We start from the raw sequence: 15,272 nt of genomic DNA on the forward strand, positions 1-15,272 counted from the left end.
GGGCCCGGCCCCGTGCCTTTGGATAATCGCTCTGCTATACTCAGTAGTCTTTCCCTGCAAACCTTTATTCGTGTCGGATCATGACGATCATTCGCGTTAAAGAGAACGAGCCGTTCGAAGTTGCAATGCGTCGCTTCAAGCGCACGATCGAGAAGAATGGTCTGCTGACCGAGCTTCGTGCGCGCGAGTTTTACGAGAAGCCGACCGCAGAACGCAAGCGCAAGAAGGCCGCTGCGGTGAAGCGTCATTACAAGCGTATTCGCAGCCAGACGCTGCCGAAGAAGCTGTACTGAACGATTGGGCGCCGCGCGGTTCGCTGAGCGGCGCACCGGCGACTCCGTGCGATCGGGTGCGATCGCGCAGCCGATCAGGTGGCGAGTCGCCGATGCCGGATTCGAGCAACCCGCTTGAGACACTGTCCCAAGCGGGTTTTTGTGTTGACGCCCATTCGCGGGCGTCGGATTCACGTTTCCATCCCGGGTGAAAGATGAGTTTGAAAGAGCAGATCAGCGAAGACATGAAGGCCGCGATGCGTGCGAAGGAAAGCGAGCGCCTGGCAACGATTCGCCTGCTGATGGCCGCGATCAAGCAGCGCGAAGTCGATGATCGGGTCACGCTCGACGACGCCGGCATCACGGCCGTGATCGACAAGATGATCAAGCAGCGCAAGGATTCGATCAGCCAGTTCCAGGCGGCCGGCCGCGACGATCTCGTCGCGAAGGAGCAGGCCGAGCTGGTCGTGCTGGGCGGCTACATGCCCGCGCAACTGTCGGACGCCGAAGTGGCGGCCGAAGTCCAGGCGGCGGTCGCGCAAACCGGCGCGGCCGGCCCGCAGGACATGGGCAAGGTGATGGGCGTGCTGAAGGGCAAGCTCGCCGGCCGTGCCGACATGACGGCCGTTTCCGCGCAGGTCAAGGCCGCGCTCACGAAGTAAAACCCGTTCCCGGCGCGCCCAGCGATGTGTGCGCCGGGCGTCGTATTGTCTTTTTTTCGCTCGATCCCACGGTGATTCCGCATTCGTTCCTGCAGGACTTGCTGAACCGCGTCGATATCGTCGACGTGGTGGGTCGGTACGTGCAGCTCAAGAAGGGCGGCGCCAATTTCATGGGGCTGTGCCCCTTCCATAACGAGAAGAGCCCGTCGTTTACCGTCAGCCCGACCAAGCAGTTCTACCACTGCTTCGGTTGCGGCGCGCACGGCACCGCGATCGGCTTCCTGATGGAGCACGCTGGGCTCACGTTCCCGGAAGCCGTGCAGGAGCTCGCGCAATCCGTCGGCCTGACCGTGCCGCACGAGCCGTCGATGCGCGGCGGCGGTGGGGGCGCAGGCGGGGGCGGCGACTATCCGGCGCCCGTGTCGAAATCGGTGGCGACCGCGCTGTCCGACGCGATGACGGCCGCGTGCGACTACTACCGCAAGCAGTTGCGCGGCGCGACCGTCGCGATCCAGTACCTGAAGAACCGGGGCCTGACCGGCGAGATCGCCGCACGTTTCGGTCTCGGCTATGCGCCCGACGGCTGGCAGAACCTCGAAGCCGCATTCCCCGACTATCGCGACGAGTCGCTCGTCGAGGCGGGGCTCGTGATCGTCAGCGAGAAAACCGATGCGCAGGGCGTCGCGCGCCGCTACGACCGGTTCCGCGAGCGGATCATGTTCCCGATCCGCAACGTGAAGGGGCAGGTGATCGGTTTCGGCGGCCGCGTGCTCGGCAGCGGCGAACCGAAGTACCTGAACTCGCCGGAAACGCCGCTGTTCAACAAGGGCAGCGAGCTGTACGGGTTGTTCGAGGCGCGGCTCGCGATTCGCGAGCGCAAGTACGTGCTGGTCGTCGAAGGCTACATGGACGTCGTCGCGCTCGCGCAGCTCGGGTTCCCGAACGCGGTCGCGACCCTCGGCACCGCGTGCACGCCGATTCACGTGCAGAAGCTGCTGCGTCAGACCGACACGGTCATTTTCAGTTTCGACGGCGATTCGGCCGGGCGGCGCGCGGCCCGGCGCGCGCTCGAGGCATGCCTGCCGCATGCGGGCGACAACCGTACGATCCGGTTCCTTTTTCTGCCGACCGAGCACGATCCGGACAGCTACGTGCGCGAGTTCGGCGCGGACGCGTTCTCCGAGCAGGTCGAACGCGCGATGCCGCTGTCCCAGTTTCTGTTGAACGAAGCAATTGCCGGCAAGGCGCTCGATCAGCCGGAAGGCCGCGCGAAGGCGCTGTTCGATGCGAAGCCGCTGTTGCAGGCGCTGCCCGCGAACGCGTTGCGTGCGCAAATCATGCACATGTTCGCCGATCGCCTCGATATCCCGTTCGAAGAGGTCGCGGCGCTGTCGGACGTCGATACGCGTATCGCGGCGCCGCCGCGCCAGGCGCCCGCGCGCAGCGAGCGGCGCCGCGTGACGGACAGCGAAAAGCGCGCGTTGCGCACGCTGGTGATGCATCCGCGCATCGCATCGCAGCTCGACGACGAACAGATTGCGACCCTGCGCGCGCTGCCGCGCATCGGCGAGTTGTTCGCGGAAGTCGTCGATCATGCGCGTGCGCTGGGCGACGGCGCGGAGTTCCGGCTACTGTCGGATGTCCTGAGGACGTCCTCCAACGGGGCGACTTACGAGGAAATCTTCCGCGAAATTCTGGACTATGATGAAAACGTCCGCGATTTGCTGTTACAGAATCCGGAAGACGAGACGGTGCCCGAGCGGCAGCGTGAGCAGGAGCGGATTGCGGGGGAGGAGCTGCAGGCAGCGGTGCTCAAGATGCGCTATGACGCCTGCTGCGACCGGCTGGACAGGCTGGCGCGGCAATCTACCTTTACCCCCGAGGAACTGGCCGAATTGACGGAATTGAACCAGCAGCGAACCGACATGAAGCGTCGGCTCGGGCTGTAGGCGGCCGGGGCGCTTAGAGAGGGCTCCCCAGCGTGCTATAATATAAGGTTTCCAGCGGTTTGTTTTCCAAGCAGAGGCGAGAATCGCGATGGCAAAGACGACAGGCGGAAAGAAAGCAACAGGCAAGGGCTCGACGGAGCCGACCAAGAAGGTCACAGCGGCCAAGTCTGCTTCTTCCTCCAGGACAACGTCTTCGGCCACGTCAGCCCCTGCGGGAAAGAAAACCGCGGCCGGCACTGCTCAGGCTGCGCCGGCACCGGCAGCCAGAACACGGGCTGCCGCCAGACCCGACTCCGGGCCGGCCAAGCCGGCGGCGAAGCGGGCAAGTGCGAAAAGCGCAAGGGACACGACTGCCGACGCGGACGAAACGGCAGTACGTACTACTCATGCACCCACGGTTCAACCGGCTGTCGTCCAGCAGCCGCGAGTCGATATAGCCGGTACGGCGAACTCCATGACCAAAAAGCTGAACGAAGTAACCGTCGAAGACGACGCAAATCAGAGCGACGAGCAGCCCGCAGCCGCAGCTGCGGCTGCCCCGGGCAAATCCAAGGTGCGCGATCGTCGCGCCAAGGAAAAGGCGCTGCTGAAGGAAGCGTTCGCGACGAGCACGCCGGGCACGGCCGAGGAGCTCGAAGAGCGCCGCGTGAAACTGCGCGCGCTGATCAAGCTCGGCAAGGAGCGCGGCTTCCTGACGTACGCCGAAATCAACGACCACCTGCCGGACAACTTCACCGAGACCGAAGCCCTCGAGGGCATCATCGGCACGTTCAACGACATGGGCGTGGCGGTATACGAGCAGGCGCCGGACGCGGAAACGCTGCTCCTGAACGACAACGCGCCCGCCGCGTCGTCGGACGATGAAGTCGAAGAGGAAGCGGAAGTCGCGCTGTCCACCGTCGATTCGGAATTCGGCCGTACGACCGATCCGGTCCGGATGTACATGCGCGAGATGGGCACCGTCGAGCTGCTCACGCGCGAAGGCGAAATCGAGATCGCGAAGCGGATCGAGGACGGCCTGCGCCACATGGTGATGGCCATCTCCGCGTGCCCGACGACGATCGCCGACATCCTCGCGATGGCCGAACGCGTCGCGAACGAAGAGATCCGCGTCGACGAGCTCGTCGACGGCCTGCTCGATCCGAATGCGTCGGACTCCGCCGATACGGACGGCTTCTCCGCGAAGGAAGCGGAAGCCATCGAGAACGAGGACGAGGAAGCCGAAGAGGAAGAGGAAGAAGAGGAAGAGGAGGAAGACGACGGTGCCGCGCAGGCATCGGCCAACGCCGCCCAACTCGAAGCCCTCAAGCGCGCGTCGCTCGAGAAGTTCTCGCAGATCAGCGAGTGGTTCGACAAGATGCGCCGCGCGTTCGAGAAGGAAGGCTACAAGTCGAAGGCTTACCTGAAGGCGCAGGAAACGATCCAGAGCGAGCTGATGACGATCCGCTTCACCGCGCGTACCGTCGAACGCCTGTGCGACACGCTGCGTGCGCAGGTGGACGAAGTGCGCCAGGTCGAGCGTCAGATCCTGCACATCGTCGTCGACAAGTGTGGCATGCCGCGCTCGGAATTCATCGCGCGCTTCCCCGGCAGCGAGACGGATCTCGACTGGGCCGAGAAGATCACCGCGGAAGGCCATTCGTACAGCGCGGTGCTGTCGCGTAACGTCCCGGCGATCCGCGAACAGCAGCAGCGTCTGCTCGACCTGCAGGCGCGCGTCGTGCTGCCGCTGAAGGACCTGAAGGAAACCAACCGCCAGATGGCGGCCGGCGAACTGAAGGCGCGTCAGGCGAAGCGCGAAATGACCGAGGCCAACCTGCGTCTCGTGATCTCGATCGCGAAGAAGTACACGAACCGCGGCCTGCAGTTCCTCGACCTGATCCAGGAAGGCAACATCGGCCTGATGAAGGCGGTGGACAAGTTCGAATACCGTCGCGGCTACAAGTTCTCGACCTATGCGACGTGGTGGATCCGTCAGGCCATCACGCGCTCGATCGCCGACCAGGCGCGCACGATCCGTATTCCGGTTCACATGATCGAGACGATCAACAAGATGAACCGCATCTCGCGGCAGATCCTGCAGGAAACCGGTCTCGAGCCGGATCCGGCCACGCTCGCCGAGAAGATGGAGATGCCGGAAGACAAGATCCGCAAGATCATGAAGATCGCGAAGGAGCCGATCTCGATGGAAACGCCGATCGGTGACGACGACGATTCCCATCTCGGCGACTTCATCGAGGACACCAACACGGTCGCGCCGGCGGATGCCGCGCTGCATGCCAGCATGCGCGACGTCGTGAAGGACGTGCTCGATTCGCTGACGCCGCGCGAGGCGAAGGTGCTGCGGATGCGTTTCGGTATCGAGATGAGCACCGATCACACGCTCGAGGAAGTCGGCAAGCAGTTCGACGTCACGCGCGAGCGGATCCGTCAGATCGAGGCCAAGGCGCTGCGCAAGCTGCGTCACCCGAGCCGTTCCGACAAGCTGAAGTCGTTCCTCGAAGGGAACTGATTTCCAGCGTCTGTGCCACGAACGCCGCCGGTATCCGCATGATGCCGGCGGCGTTCGTTCCCTCCGTCGTCTTTGTTGTTACAATGCCGGCCCGGCCTCGTTGCCGGGGCAGCGTGTAGCACGCTTTGCTTCTCGTCTGGGCCCCTAGCTCATGCTTGGTTAGAGCAGCGAACTCATAATTCGTTGGTGCCGGGTTCGACTCCCGGGGGGCCCACCAGATTCGCTTCCACGGTTGTCCGGGGAAGCGTCGAAACCCGCGATGCCGCACGGCGTCGCGGGTTTTTTCTTGGGTGCGTCGCCTGAATGTGTCGAACGTATTGAACGCGTGCGCGCCGGCGCCGCATGTCGCATCTTCGCCACCGCGGAAACACCGAAAGCGTGCCGCCGCGATATCAATCGAAGTATGCTGTAGCGCGATCCGGTCGCACGCCGGTCCGTAGCGCGCATACCGTGGACCAGCGCCGCGCTCCGTCCGGCAGCCAGCCAGAACAAACACAATCCGACTTCGCCCGACATTGGGCGGCCAACATGATCATGCTGCGTTCGTGGGGTGCGATTCTTTCGTTGCTGATGCTCGTCGCATGCGCGAGCCTGCCGCCGCAGGCCGACCGCGCGCTGACGCATGCATTCACCGATACCGACGATACGCGCCTCGGCATGGCATTTCGTCAGCAGGCTGCCGCCCATCCGGGGCAGGACGCGTTTCATTTGCTGACCGATCCGGTCGACGCGCTGGATGCGCGCGTGCTGCTCGCCGATCGCGCGGACCGCTCGCTCGACCTGCAGTACTACATCTGGCACGACGACCTGACCGGGCACGAACTGGCCGATGCGATCATTCGCGCGGCCGATCGCGGCGTGCGCGTGCGCGCACTGCTCGACGATCTCGGCACCAACGCGGACGACCGCAAGCTGCTCGAAATCAGCTCGCATCCGAACATCGAGATCCGGCTGTTCAATCCGGTGGCCACGCGCCGGTTCAAGAAGATCGGCACCGTGTTCGAGTTCTCGCGCGTCAATCGGCGCATGCACAACAAGGCGATGATCGCGGACAACCAGGCGGCAATCGTCGGCGGCCGCAATATCGGCGACGAATATTTCGGCGCATCGTCGATGCTGGAGTTCGGCGATCTTGACGTCGTCGTTCACGGCCCGGTCGTGAAGGACATCTCGACCGAATTCGATACGTTCTGGAATTCGCCGTACGCGTATCCGGTCGATACGCTGGTCGGGCACGATGCGGCGCCGGGCGGGCTCGACCGCGAGCGCGAACGGTTGCGCGATTACCTGAGGGCCATGGAGGACAATCCGTACGTGCTCGAGGCCCGGCAGCGACTCGACCGGATCGTCCACGGGCAAGGCACGGAGCTGTCGTGGGGGCATGCGACGGTGCTGTACGACGATCCGTCGAAGATCGCGCACGCGCCGAAGGACAGCGACGGGCACCTGATGCCGCAGTTGCGTGCGCTGGCGCTGCAGCCCCGGCACGACCTGCTGATCGTGTCGCCGTATTTCGTGCCGGGCAAGGAGGTGGTCGAGCGGCTGCGCGCGCTCACGGCGCGCGGCGTGCGCGTGACGGTGCTGACCAACTCGCTCGCCTCGACCGACGTGGCGGCCGTGCATGCCGGCTACCGGCGCTATCGAAGCGATCTGGTGAACGCGGGCGTGCGGCTTTACGAGCGCCGGCCATCGGGCGACAAGAGCATTTCGAAGCAGGTCATCGTCGGCTCGTCGCGCGCGTCGCTGCACGCCAAGACCTACGTGTTCGATCACACGAGCATCTTCATCGGGTCGATGAATCTCGATCCGCGCTCGCTGAACCTCAATACGGAGATCGGCGTCTACTGCGAGAGTCCCGCGATCGCGTCGCAGGTCGCCAACGATCTGGAGGCGCGGCTCGACCAGATCGCATGGCGTGTCGAGGCGAGAACCGATCCGGCCGGCAAAGGGCAACTCAAGTGGATTCAGACCGATGCGGACGGGAAGATCACCGAGATCGATCATGAGCCGGAAGTGTCCGCCCCGCGGCGGATGGAAGTGTGGTTTCTCGGGCTGTTTCCGATCGAATCGCAATTGTGAGCGACATTCAGCGCCGCGCGCGGCGGTGCTGGTCGATGACGTTCGCGAACTGTACCGCGGCTGTCTCGATCGTCGCGTCGCTCAGCCCGGAATAGCCGAGCACGAAGCCGTTGTACCGGAGGCCGTCGCCGACGCAGTAGCTGCTCAACGGTTGCAGCAACAATCCCTGGGCGGTTGCCGTGCGCGCGACGTCGGTATCGTGCAGCGGCGCCGCGAGATCCGCGGAAAGATGCATGCCGCCCGGGCTTTCCCGCACGCTCAGCGACGTGCCGAGATGGCGAGCGAGCGCCGCTTCGAGGCTGCTGCGCCGGTCGGCGTAGAGCGCCCGCATCTTCCGCAGATGCCGCGCGAACAGGCCGGTATCGATGAACTCGGCCATCGCCAACTGGTCGGCCGAGTGACCGCGATGGACGAGTTCGCGCAGCGTTCTCGTGAAGCGTTCGACGAGCACCGGCGGCACCACCATGAAACCGAGCCGAAGCGCGGGAAACATCGTCTTGCTGAACGTGCCGAGATAGCACACCGGGGCATCGGCATGCAGGCCCTGGATCGCGGGCAGCGGCTGGCCGCCGTGACGGAATTCGCTGTCGTAATCGTCCTCGATGATCCATGCGCCGCATGCGCGGGCGCGCTCGACGAGCGCCGCGCGCCGCCGGGGGCTCATCAGCGCGCCGAGCGGGTACTGGTGCGACGGTGTCGTATAGATCAGCCGGGGCGGGCGGGTGCGCCACTGCTCGTCGGTCGGCGCCATGCCGTCGCGATCGACCTCGATCGGCACGGGAATCAGGCCGGTCGACCGGAACGCGGTCCGCGCGCCGTTGTAGCAAGGGTTCTCGAGCCAGCCGTATTCGCCGGGATTCGCGAGCATGCGCGCGCAGAGTTCGAGGCTGCTCTGCGTGCCGTCGGTGATGAATACCTGGTCCGCGTCGCAGCGCACGCCGCGCGAGACGCGAATGTACGCGGCCACCGCGCGCCGCAGTTCGGGCAGCCCTTCCACCGGCCCGTACGCCAGCCGGGCGGGCGTGATGGTCTTCCACGCACGCTCGATGCAACGGCGCCACTGGGCGACCGGGAATTCGTCGAGGGACGGGAGGCCGGGGACGAACGGCAGCATGCGTTCGGGCTCGGGATCGGCATTCTCCAGCCCGTGCACGCGCGCCGACAGGTGAACCGGTGCGGGGCCGTCCTCATGGCCGGCGCTCGGCCGGCCGCATCCGTCCCACAACGTGATCGTGCCGTTGCGCGTGGCCGCCACGAAGCCTTCCTCGGCCAGGCGCTCGTACGCATAGACCGCGGAATTGCGCGCGATGCCCAGTTCGGCCGCAAGCACGCGCGTCGACGCGAGCCGCGTGCCGGGCGGAAGGCGGCCGTCCAGCAGCATGTCGCGCAGGCTGCGGTAGAGGGCTTCTTGCCGGCTATGCGTTGTCGCGCTGTCCTGTCTGGAAAGCGAGGAGATGAGCAGCGCGAGATCCATGGGCTGGTTCCAGAAATTTTCCTTGTGCTGGTTCTTTCGACGATGCCGCGCGCATCGTATCGTTCACGTTCTCGCGGGGCAGGCCGGTGCACGCGCATTTTTAGCAATCGGCACGGATTGGGGTACGCGCGTATTTTGCTCGATTCGGCAAGCGACTGTCGATGGGCCGGGCAGCCACGCGTTCACGCACGGATACGGCACGATGCCGATACAATTAACTTCGCAGTACGAATATATGAACGATCGGACCACTCTCTCTTCCACGCCCCGTACGACCATTCGCCGGCTGCCTGAGCTGGCGAGCCACGACCGCACGATGCTCCACCGCATCGTGGACGACGCGTACGTCTGTCACATCGCGTTCGGCGACGGGCAGGACACGCACTGCATCCCGACCGCGCACTGGAGAAGGGGCGACGACCTCTATATCCACGGGTCCAACGGCAGCCGGATGATCAAGGCGCTGGCGGGCGGCACGCAGGCTTGCGTCGCGATGACGCTGCTGGACGGCCTCGTGCTGGCGAGGTCCGCCTTCAATCATTCGATGAATTATCGATCCGCGGTGATCTACGGGCAGTTCGACGTGATCGAGGGCAGCGCGGCAAAACTCGCCGCGCTGGATGCGTTGATGGACAAGATCGCGCCGGGCCGCAAGCACGAAGCGCGGCCGGGAAATTCGAAGGAAATCAATGCGACCAGCGTGCTGCGGATGTCGATGGCGGAAGCGGCCGTGAAAATCAGCGATTCGCTGCCGTCCGACAAGGAAGAGGATCTGGGGCTCGCGGTCTGGGCCGGGATCTTGCCGTTGAAGACGGCACGCGGCGCGCCGGTTCATGCCGACGGTAACGTGCCGGTGCCGGATTATGTCCGGAACTGGGCCGATTGAGCGGCGCGGCAAGGCCGGCATCGGACGCCGCAAGCAGGGAACCCGCGACGGCTTCGCAGCCTTCGCGGGTCGTCGGACGCGGTTGCGTACGATACGTCGCGCTCCCGCATCCGGTTCGGTCAATGGCCCATCAGCGCGCGAAATCCGACGTGCTCTGGATGAACGCGTTCAGCTTCGAGATGTTCACGCTGCCGAAGCCCGTCGTCGCATCCCACCCGGCTTTCGCCTTGTAGCCGTAAGTGCCGCTGCCGTTGTTGCCGGACGTGACGTCGTGCAGCAGCGCCGCGTTGGTCGGGAAATACTTGTAGATACTCGACGCGGGGAACCCGAGCGCATTGTTGTTGGCCGACTGCAGCCGCGCCCAGATGCCCGTGAAGATCGGCGCGGCGAGGCTCGTGCCGCCTTCGTTGTTCAGGTAGCCCGACCCCCACAGCGTGTCGGACGTCTGGCCGTTCACGACGAGAATCGCGCCCGTGCGCAGGTCGGCGTCGAAGCCGACGTCGGGTAGCGCGCGCTTGGTCGAGCCGGTGAGGGTCGACGACTGCCACGTCGGCGCGGCCTCGTACTTGCTGTACCCGCCGCCCGTCGACCATACGGTGCCCGGCTGCCAGCTCGGATCGTTCCAGACGATTTCGCTGTTGTACGCATTGGTCGACGTATTGGTGAACAGCGTCGTGCCGCCCACCGCGATCACGTACGGCGACGTGGCCGGCTCGCTCACCGTGTAGGTCGAGCGCGACGGCGTGCCGCTCGCGCATTCGTACGCGCCGTGGTCGCCGGCGGAAACCGAGAAGGTTTGCCCTTGCGCGACCGCCTGCTTGAAGATGGTGTCGTCGGTGGCCTGCGAACCGGTGCTGTACGCGGACGATTCGCATACGCCGAGCGACACGTTGATCACTTTCGCGACGTTGTCGGTCACGGCCTTGTTGTACGCGGCCGTGATCGCGGTGAGCGTCATCGACGGCGCGGCGTAGAACACGACCTGCTTCACGCTGCCGCCCGCCGTACCGACGATCGACTGGCTGTCGAGGTTCCATTCGACGGTGCCGTCGGTGTCGGTGTACGAACTGCCGGCCGGGCCCGTCTTCACGATGCTGCTGCTGATCGTGCCGAGGCCGTTGTTCGCGGCGAACGTATCGAGGTCGCTCACCGTCTGCGACAGGTCGCCTTCGGAGATGATGCCGACCGTGGTCTGCGAGGCCGTCGGCGTGCCGTCGCCGCCGTAGATCGACGAGAACTCGGTCGGGTTGTGCGGCACCGCCGACGCGCCGGCCGGGATCGTCAGGTTGCTGGTGTTGCCTTGCGGTTTGCCGCCCGCGCCCGTATGCATGAGCTCGACGTTCTGCAGGCCGAGCACCGCGCCGACGATGTTGCCGATCGCGTTCGGCACTTGCGCGGCGTCGGTGTTCGCATACACGTTGCGGCCGTTGCGCGTGAAGCGCTTGAGGGTCGTGCGGAACGCGGACTGGACGGTTCCCGCGGTGCCGGACGCGGAGACCAGCAGCCGGTTCGGCGCGACTACGATATTCACGAAGCCTGCCTTGCGCAGATGGGCGACGACGGACGCGACCTGCTGGTCGGTCGGCGCATATTGCGCGGCGAATTGTGCCGGCGTCAGGAACTGCCGGTAGTGCGGCGAGCCGAGCGTATGCAGGTCGCGCAGGTACTGGTCGAGCTGTGCTTCGTTGCGCAGGTTCAGCCCGAGCACGATGTCCACCGATTCGCCGGCCGCCATGTCGATCGCCGCGGCGGCTGCGGCAGCCGTGCTCGCGGCGGGCGCGCCGGCCGTGCCGGCTTCGTTCTGCTGCACGAGCGGCAGGAACCCCTTGGTGCGCGTTTCCGTCCACCCGGCCGCAGGCGCGGCATGGGCGGTCGCCATGCCGAACGACGCGGCTGCTGCGGCGGCGAATGCGAGTTTGGCGATGCGAATGTGCTTTTGTTTCTTGTCTGCAACCTGATTCATTTGAATTACCCCTCCGGTTGAACAACGAACGGCACGAACAACAACGGTCGACAGCGGTGCGGGTCATGCACCGCAGTTTTCTGTCGCATGCGCGCGGATGGCACGGACGCGACAGGGCCTTTCGCCCGATCCGGAAAGCGTTTTTTGTCCGGGGGCGAAATACGAAAAGCGGTAACGGAAAGGCTGCGCCGCGGGGCGGGGCAGTCGCGCCGGATTCGGCGCGGGCGGGATTGCTAGAGCAACAGCTTCGTTGTCCTTCTCATTTGATTCGATCCTTCGACCCGCTGCCGGATGGCAGCCGTCCAGTGAAATACATCGGGATCCTGCACGCGCCGGCGGGCGAACGAATCATTCGGCGGCGCGTACTTCGGTGCAGCGGAAACGAAAAAGCGTGGAGCGGAATCGATTGCGTGGCGGGCAATCCGTCGGATTGCTTGCATCGGACGGTATCAAGAATGAAAGCGCGATGTCAAACTTTTTTTGATTATATGAAATAAAATTAAATCGAATAAGTCGCAATGATTTTGAAAAGATCGGCGGTATTTTGTAATGTTCGAAACCGACTACGCTGGAATGCCGAACGAGACTCGCCGATCCTTTCCGATGCGTGTTTAAACGGCGGATCGTCATCGAGGCAATGCTCGAATCGCGCGCGCCTGTCGTTCGGTGACCTGAAGGTCGTCGACGAACCGGAACAGTTCGTCGACATGCTGAAGCAGCGCGTCGCGCGAGGAAGCGTCCGCATCGGTGGCGAGCGTCCTGATGGCGTCGAGCCGGTTTTCGAGTTCAGCGAGCTGTGTGCTCGTGACGTGATCGTTGCTGGCGACGGTGGCCGTCGCGTCGGATGGGTTCGTGGGTTTCATTGAATGAGTCATTGCATTGAAATGCTCGATGAAACGCGACAGGTCGGCCGGGCAGCCGTCGCGGCAAACCGTGCGCGCCGACGGATCGCCGGTGACGATCCGGCCGGCGGTGTCCGCGATGGCGTCGAGCGTCGCGAGCATATGTCGGATCAGCCTGAGCAGGTCGAACGCGGCGGCCAGCAGGCAGACGAACAGCACCGTCGCCGGCACCAGGCAAGTGGACGCACCGCGGAGCATCGCCTCGGCCGGCGCGTCGTGCGGCAACGCTGCCGGCGCATGCAGTGCATGGACGAAGAACGCGACGGTGCAGGCGAGCAGCACGACGACGATCGCGGCGAGGCCGATCGCCCGTCCGATTTGCCGGCCGGGTCGTGCCGACGGCGTCACTGCACGCCTCGCAGCCGGTAGCCGACGCCGCGCATCACTTCGGGCATGCCCGGCGCGCCGGCCTGTTCGAGTTTCTTGCGCAGCCTGCAGATGTGGCTGTCGATGGTGCGCTCCAGCGCGCTCGTGTCGGCCATGCACGCATCGAGCAACTCGCCGCGCGTGAACACGCGGCTCGGCGATCTCGCCATGTGCGCGAGCAGCCGGAACTCCGTCAGCGTCAGCGTGATCGGCACCTCGGTGCCCGCCGTGCGCACGCGGGCCAGGTAGCTGTCGGTGTCGATCTCGAGGTCGCCGACGCGCAGCATGCGCAGGGTCGGTGGCGCGGCGGACCGGCGCAGGATCGCGCGCAACCGCGCGACGACTTCGGCCGGGTTGAACGGCTTGACGATGTAGTCGTCCGCGCCGGCGTGCAGTGCCTGCAGCCGGTCGAGGTCGCGATCGAACGCGGTGACGACGACGACGGGCGTATCGTCGCGCCGTCGCAGCTCGGCGAGCACGTCCCAGCCGTTTTTTCGCGGCATCTTCACGTCGAGCAGGATCAGGTCGGGCTTCAGGTGCGGTTGCATGTCGAGCACCGCTTGCCCGTCGGCGACGCGGTAGGTGCGAAAGCCGTCGTGCTTCAGGTACGCATCGAGGATGTCCGAGATGTCGGGCTCGTCTTCTGCAATCAGTATCAGCGAATTCGTCATGGAGTATGCCGTGCGATGTCGAACAGTCGGGGCGGCCCGTTGCCGGGCCGGGGCGCGCCGTTCCGCCACGCTGCCGCGCGGGACGCAACGGCGTCGGTCGTTCAGTTCTGCACCACGCGCTTCGACGGCGCGACGTCCTGGTCCGTCAGGCCGCCGCCGAGCGCCTTGTACAGCGCAACGGCGTTGCCGAGCTCGCTGCGGCGCAGGTCGAGTAGCGCCTGCCGTGCCGCATAGAGTTGCCGCTGCGAATCGAGCAACTCCAGCCGCCCCTCGACACCCGCGCGATAGCGCAGGTTCGACAGGTCGGTGCGGCGTTCGGCCGACCCGACCACGCGCGTCTGCGCTTCGATCTGGCGGCCGAACGTCTCGCGCCCGGCGATGCCGTCGGCCACTTCGCGGAACGCGGCCTGGATCGCGCGTTCGTATTCGGCGATCGCGCTGGACTTGCGCACTTGCGCGAGACGCAGCTCGGAGCGCAGCCGGCCGGCCTGGAAGATCGGCACCGTGACCTGCGGCGCGAAGCTCCACGCACGCTGGCCGCCGTCGAACAGGCTGCCCATCGCGGGGCTGAGGAAACCGATCGACGACGTCAGCGACAGGCGCGGGAAGAACGCGGCGCGCGCGGCGCCGATGTCCGCATTCGCGGCGACGAGATTTTGTTCGGCCTGCTGGATATCAGGGCGCCGAAACAGCAGTTCGGACGGCAGGCCGGCCGGCAGTTGCGTCATCACCGGTTGCTGCTGAAGCGGCAGCGGCTCGGGGAGATCCTTCGGCAACTCGGCGCCGACCAGCAGGCGCAGCGCGTTGCGCGCCTGCTCGACGGCGCGCGTGCGCGCTTCGAGATCGGCCGTCGCACTCGCGACCTGGCCTTCGGCCTGCGCGATGTCGACGCCGCTCGCCTGATGCGCTTCCTTCAGGCGGCGCGCGAGATCGAGCGATTGTCGCCAGTCGGCGAGCGTGCGCTCGGACAACCGGCGTTGCTCGTGCGCGAGGCGTTCGGCGAAGTACGCGTCCGCCACGCCGCCGACGAGCGAGATCTGCACCGCGCGGCGGCCGTGATCGGTGGCCAGATAGCGCGCGAACGCGGCATCCGATTGCGACTTCACGCGGCCGAACAGGTCGATCTCGAACGCGCTGATGCCGACGTTCACGCCGTACTGGTTCTGCGTCGTGCCGAGCAGCGGCGGATTCGACTGCGTGTCGTCCGACGTACGCTGGCGCGTGAAGTTCGCGCCGGCGCCGATCGACGGCAGACGCGCGGCGCGCTGGATGCCGTACTGCGCTTCGGCGGCCTCGACGTTCAGCGCCGCCACGCGCAGGTCGCGGTTGTTGTCGAGCGCGAGCTCGATCAGGCGCTGCAGGCGGCGGTCGCCGAACATCGTGCGCCAGCCGAGATCGGCGGCATTCGCGGCGAGATCGGCGGCAGCGGCGGACGTGTAGGCCGTCGGTACCGGCATCGAGGGTTTGACCAGCGTCGGCGCGAGCGAGCAGGCCGACAGCGCGAGGACGAGGGGAAGAATAAGCAATCGCATGGCA

At 65.5% G+C, this 15,272-nt stretch carries 11 protein-coding genes and 1 tRNA gene; 7 read left to right on the forward strand and 5 right to left on the reverse strand.

What is annotated here, in order from left to right; translation table 11 throughout:
* Window positions 1–80 precede the first annotated feature (80 nt).
* The 6 genes from rpsU (at window position 81) to CFB46_RS23405 (ending at window position 7,474) form a co-directional block, all read left to right on the forward strand.
* Entirely contained in the window at window positions 81–293 is a 213-nt protein-coding gene (gene rpsU, locus CFB46_RS23380) for a 30S ribosomal protein S21 (RefSeq protein ID WP_006479415.1), read from the forward strand.
* 194 nt (window positions 294–487) lie between these two features.
* Entirely contained in the window at window positions 488–934 is a 447-nt protein-coding gene (locus tag CFB46_RS23385; RefSeq protein ID WP_027782559.1) for a GatB/YqeY domain-containing protein, read from the forward strand.
* A gap of 71 nt (window positions 935–1,005) precedes the next feature.
* The gene (gene dnaG / locus CFB46_RS23390; RefSeq protein ID WP_027782560.1) at window positions 1,006–2,883 is read left to right on the forward strand and encodes a DNA primase; all 1,878 of its coding nucleotides are present in this window, start codon (window positions 1,006–1,008) and stop codon (window positions 2,881–2,883) included.
* 88 nt (window positions 2,884–2,971) lie between these two features.
* Window positions 2,972–5,395 (forward strand): RNA polymerase sigma factor RpoD, encoded by a 2,424-nt coding sequence (gene rpoD / locus CFB46_RS23395; protein ID WP_089501430.1) that lies wholly within the window; start codon window positions 2,972–2,974, stop codon window positions 5,393–5,395.
* Between the two features lie 138 nt (window positions 5,396–5,533).
* Window positions 5,534–5,612: transfer RNA gene (locus tag CFB46_RS23400), tRNA-Ile, on the forward strand.
* Window positions 5,613–5,923: 311 nt separating this feature from the next.
* Window positions 5,924–7,474 (forward strand): phospholipase D family protein, encoded by a 1,551-nt coding sequence (locus CFB46_RS23405; protein ID WP_089501431.1) that lies wholly within the window; start codon window positions 5,924–5,926, stop codon window positions 7,472–7,474.
* A gap of 7 nt (window positions 7,475–7,481) precedes the next feature.
* Here CFB46_RS23405 and pdxR read toward each other — a convergent pair whose 3' ends face one another.
* Entirely contained in the window at window positions 7,482–8,948 is a 1,467-nt protein-coding gene (pdxR, locus tag CFB46_RS23410) for a MocR-like pyridoxine biosynthesis transcription factor PdxR (RefSeq protein WP_089501432.1), read from the reverse strand.
* 235 nt (window positions 8,949–9,183) lie between these two features.
* Here pdxR and CFB46_RS23415 point away from each other — a divergent pair, with 235 nt between their 5' ends.
* On the forward strand, window positions 9,184–9,834 hold the full coding sequence (locus CFB46_RS23415; protein ID WP_089501433.1) for a pyridoxamine 5'-phosphate oxidase family protein: 651 nt from the start codon (window positions 9,184–9,186) through the stop codon (window positions 9,832–9,834).
* Window positions 9,835–9,964: 130 nt separating this feature from the next.
* Here the strand turns inward: CFB46_RS23415 and CFB46_RS23420 are convergent, their stop codons facing one another.
* The 4 genes from CFB46_RS23420 to CFB46_RS23440 all read right to left on the reverse strand — a co-directional run bounded on the left by CFB46_RS23420 (window position 9,965) and on the right by CFB46_RS23440 (window position 15,268).
* Entirely contained in the window at window positions 9,965–11,797 is a 1,833-nt protein-coding gene (locus tag CFB46_RS23420) for a S53 family peptidase (RefSeq protein ID WP_089501434.1), read from the reverse strand.
* Window positions 11,798–12,423: 626 nt separating this feature from the next.
* The gene (locus CFB46_RS23430; protein ID WP_227789662.1) at window positions 12,424–12,924 is read right to left on the reverse strand and encodes a histidine kinase; all 501 of its coding nucleotides are present in this window, start codon (window positions 12,922–12,924) and stop codon (window positions 12,424–12,426) included.
* 119 nt (window positions 12,925–13,043) lie between these two features.
* Window positions 13,044–13,736 carry a response regulator gene (locus CFB46_RS23435; protein ID WP_089501436.1) on the reverse strand — a complete coding sequence of 231 codons (693 nt, stop codon included), beginning with the start codon at window positions 13,734–13,736 and terminating at the stop codon, window positions 13,044–13,046.
* Between the two features lie 101 nt (window positions 13,737–13,837).
* The gene (locus tag CFB46_RS23440) at window positions 13,838–15,268 is read right to left on the reverse strand and encodes an efflux transporter outer membrane subunit (protein WP_089501437.1); all 1,431 of its coding nucleotides are present in this window, start codon (window positions 15,266–15,268) and stop codon (window positions 13,838–13,840) included.
* Window positions 15,269–15,272 lie beyond the last annotated feature (4 nt).

The sequence above is a fragment of the Burkholderia sp. HI2761 genome (genome assembly GCF_002223355.1).
Taxonomy (GTDB): Bacteria; Pseudomonadota; Gammaproteobacteria; order Burkholderiales; family Burkholderiaceae; genus Burkholderia.

Coding starts and splice junctions, on each gene's coding strand:
- CFB46_RS23440 (WP_089501437.1), bottom strand. CDS start 15,268: ATGCGATTGCTTATTCTTCCCCTCGTCCTCGCGCTGTCGGCCTGCTCG.
- rpsU (WP_006479415.1), top strand. CDS start 81: ATGACGATCATTCGCGTTAAAGAGAACGAGCCGTTCGAAGTTGCAATG.
- CFB46_RS23415 (WP_089501433.1), top strand. CDS start 9,184: ATGAACGATCGGACCACTCTCTCTTCCACGCCCCGTACGACCATTCGC.
- CFB46_RS23435 (WP_089501436.1), bottom strand. CDS start 13,736: ATGACGAATTCGCTGATACTGATTGCAGAAGACGAGCCCGACATCTCG.
- CFB46_RS23420 (WP_089501434.1), bottom strand. CDS start 11,797: ATGAATCAGGTTGCAGACAAGAAACAAAAGCACATTCGCATCGCCAAA.
- CFB46_RS23385 (WP_027782559.1), top strand. CDS start 488: ATGAGTTTGAAAGAGCAGATCAGCGAAGACATGAAGGCCGCGATGCGT.
- pdxR (WP_089501432.1), bottom strand. CDS start 8,948: ATGGATCTCGCGCTGCTCATCTCCTCGCTTTCCAGACAGGACAGCGCG.
- CFB46_RS23405 (WP_089501431.1), top strand. CDS start 5,924: ATGATCATGCTGCGTTCGTGGGGTGCGATTCTTTCGTTGCTGATGCTC.
- rpoD (WP_089501430.1), top strand. CDS start 2,972: ATGGCAAAGACGACAGGCGGAAAGAAAGCAACAGGCAAGGGCTCGACG.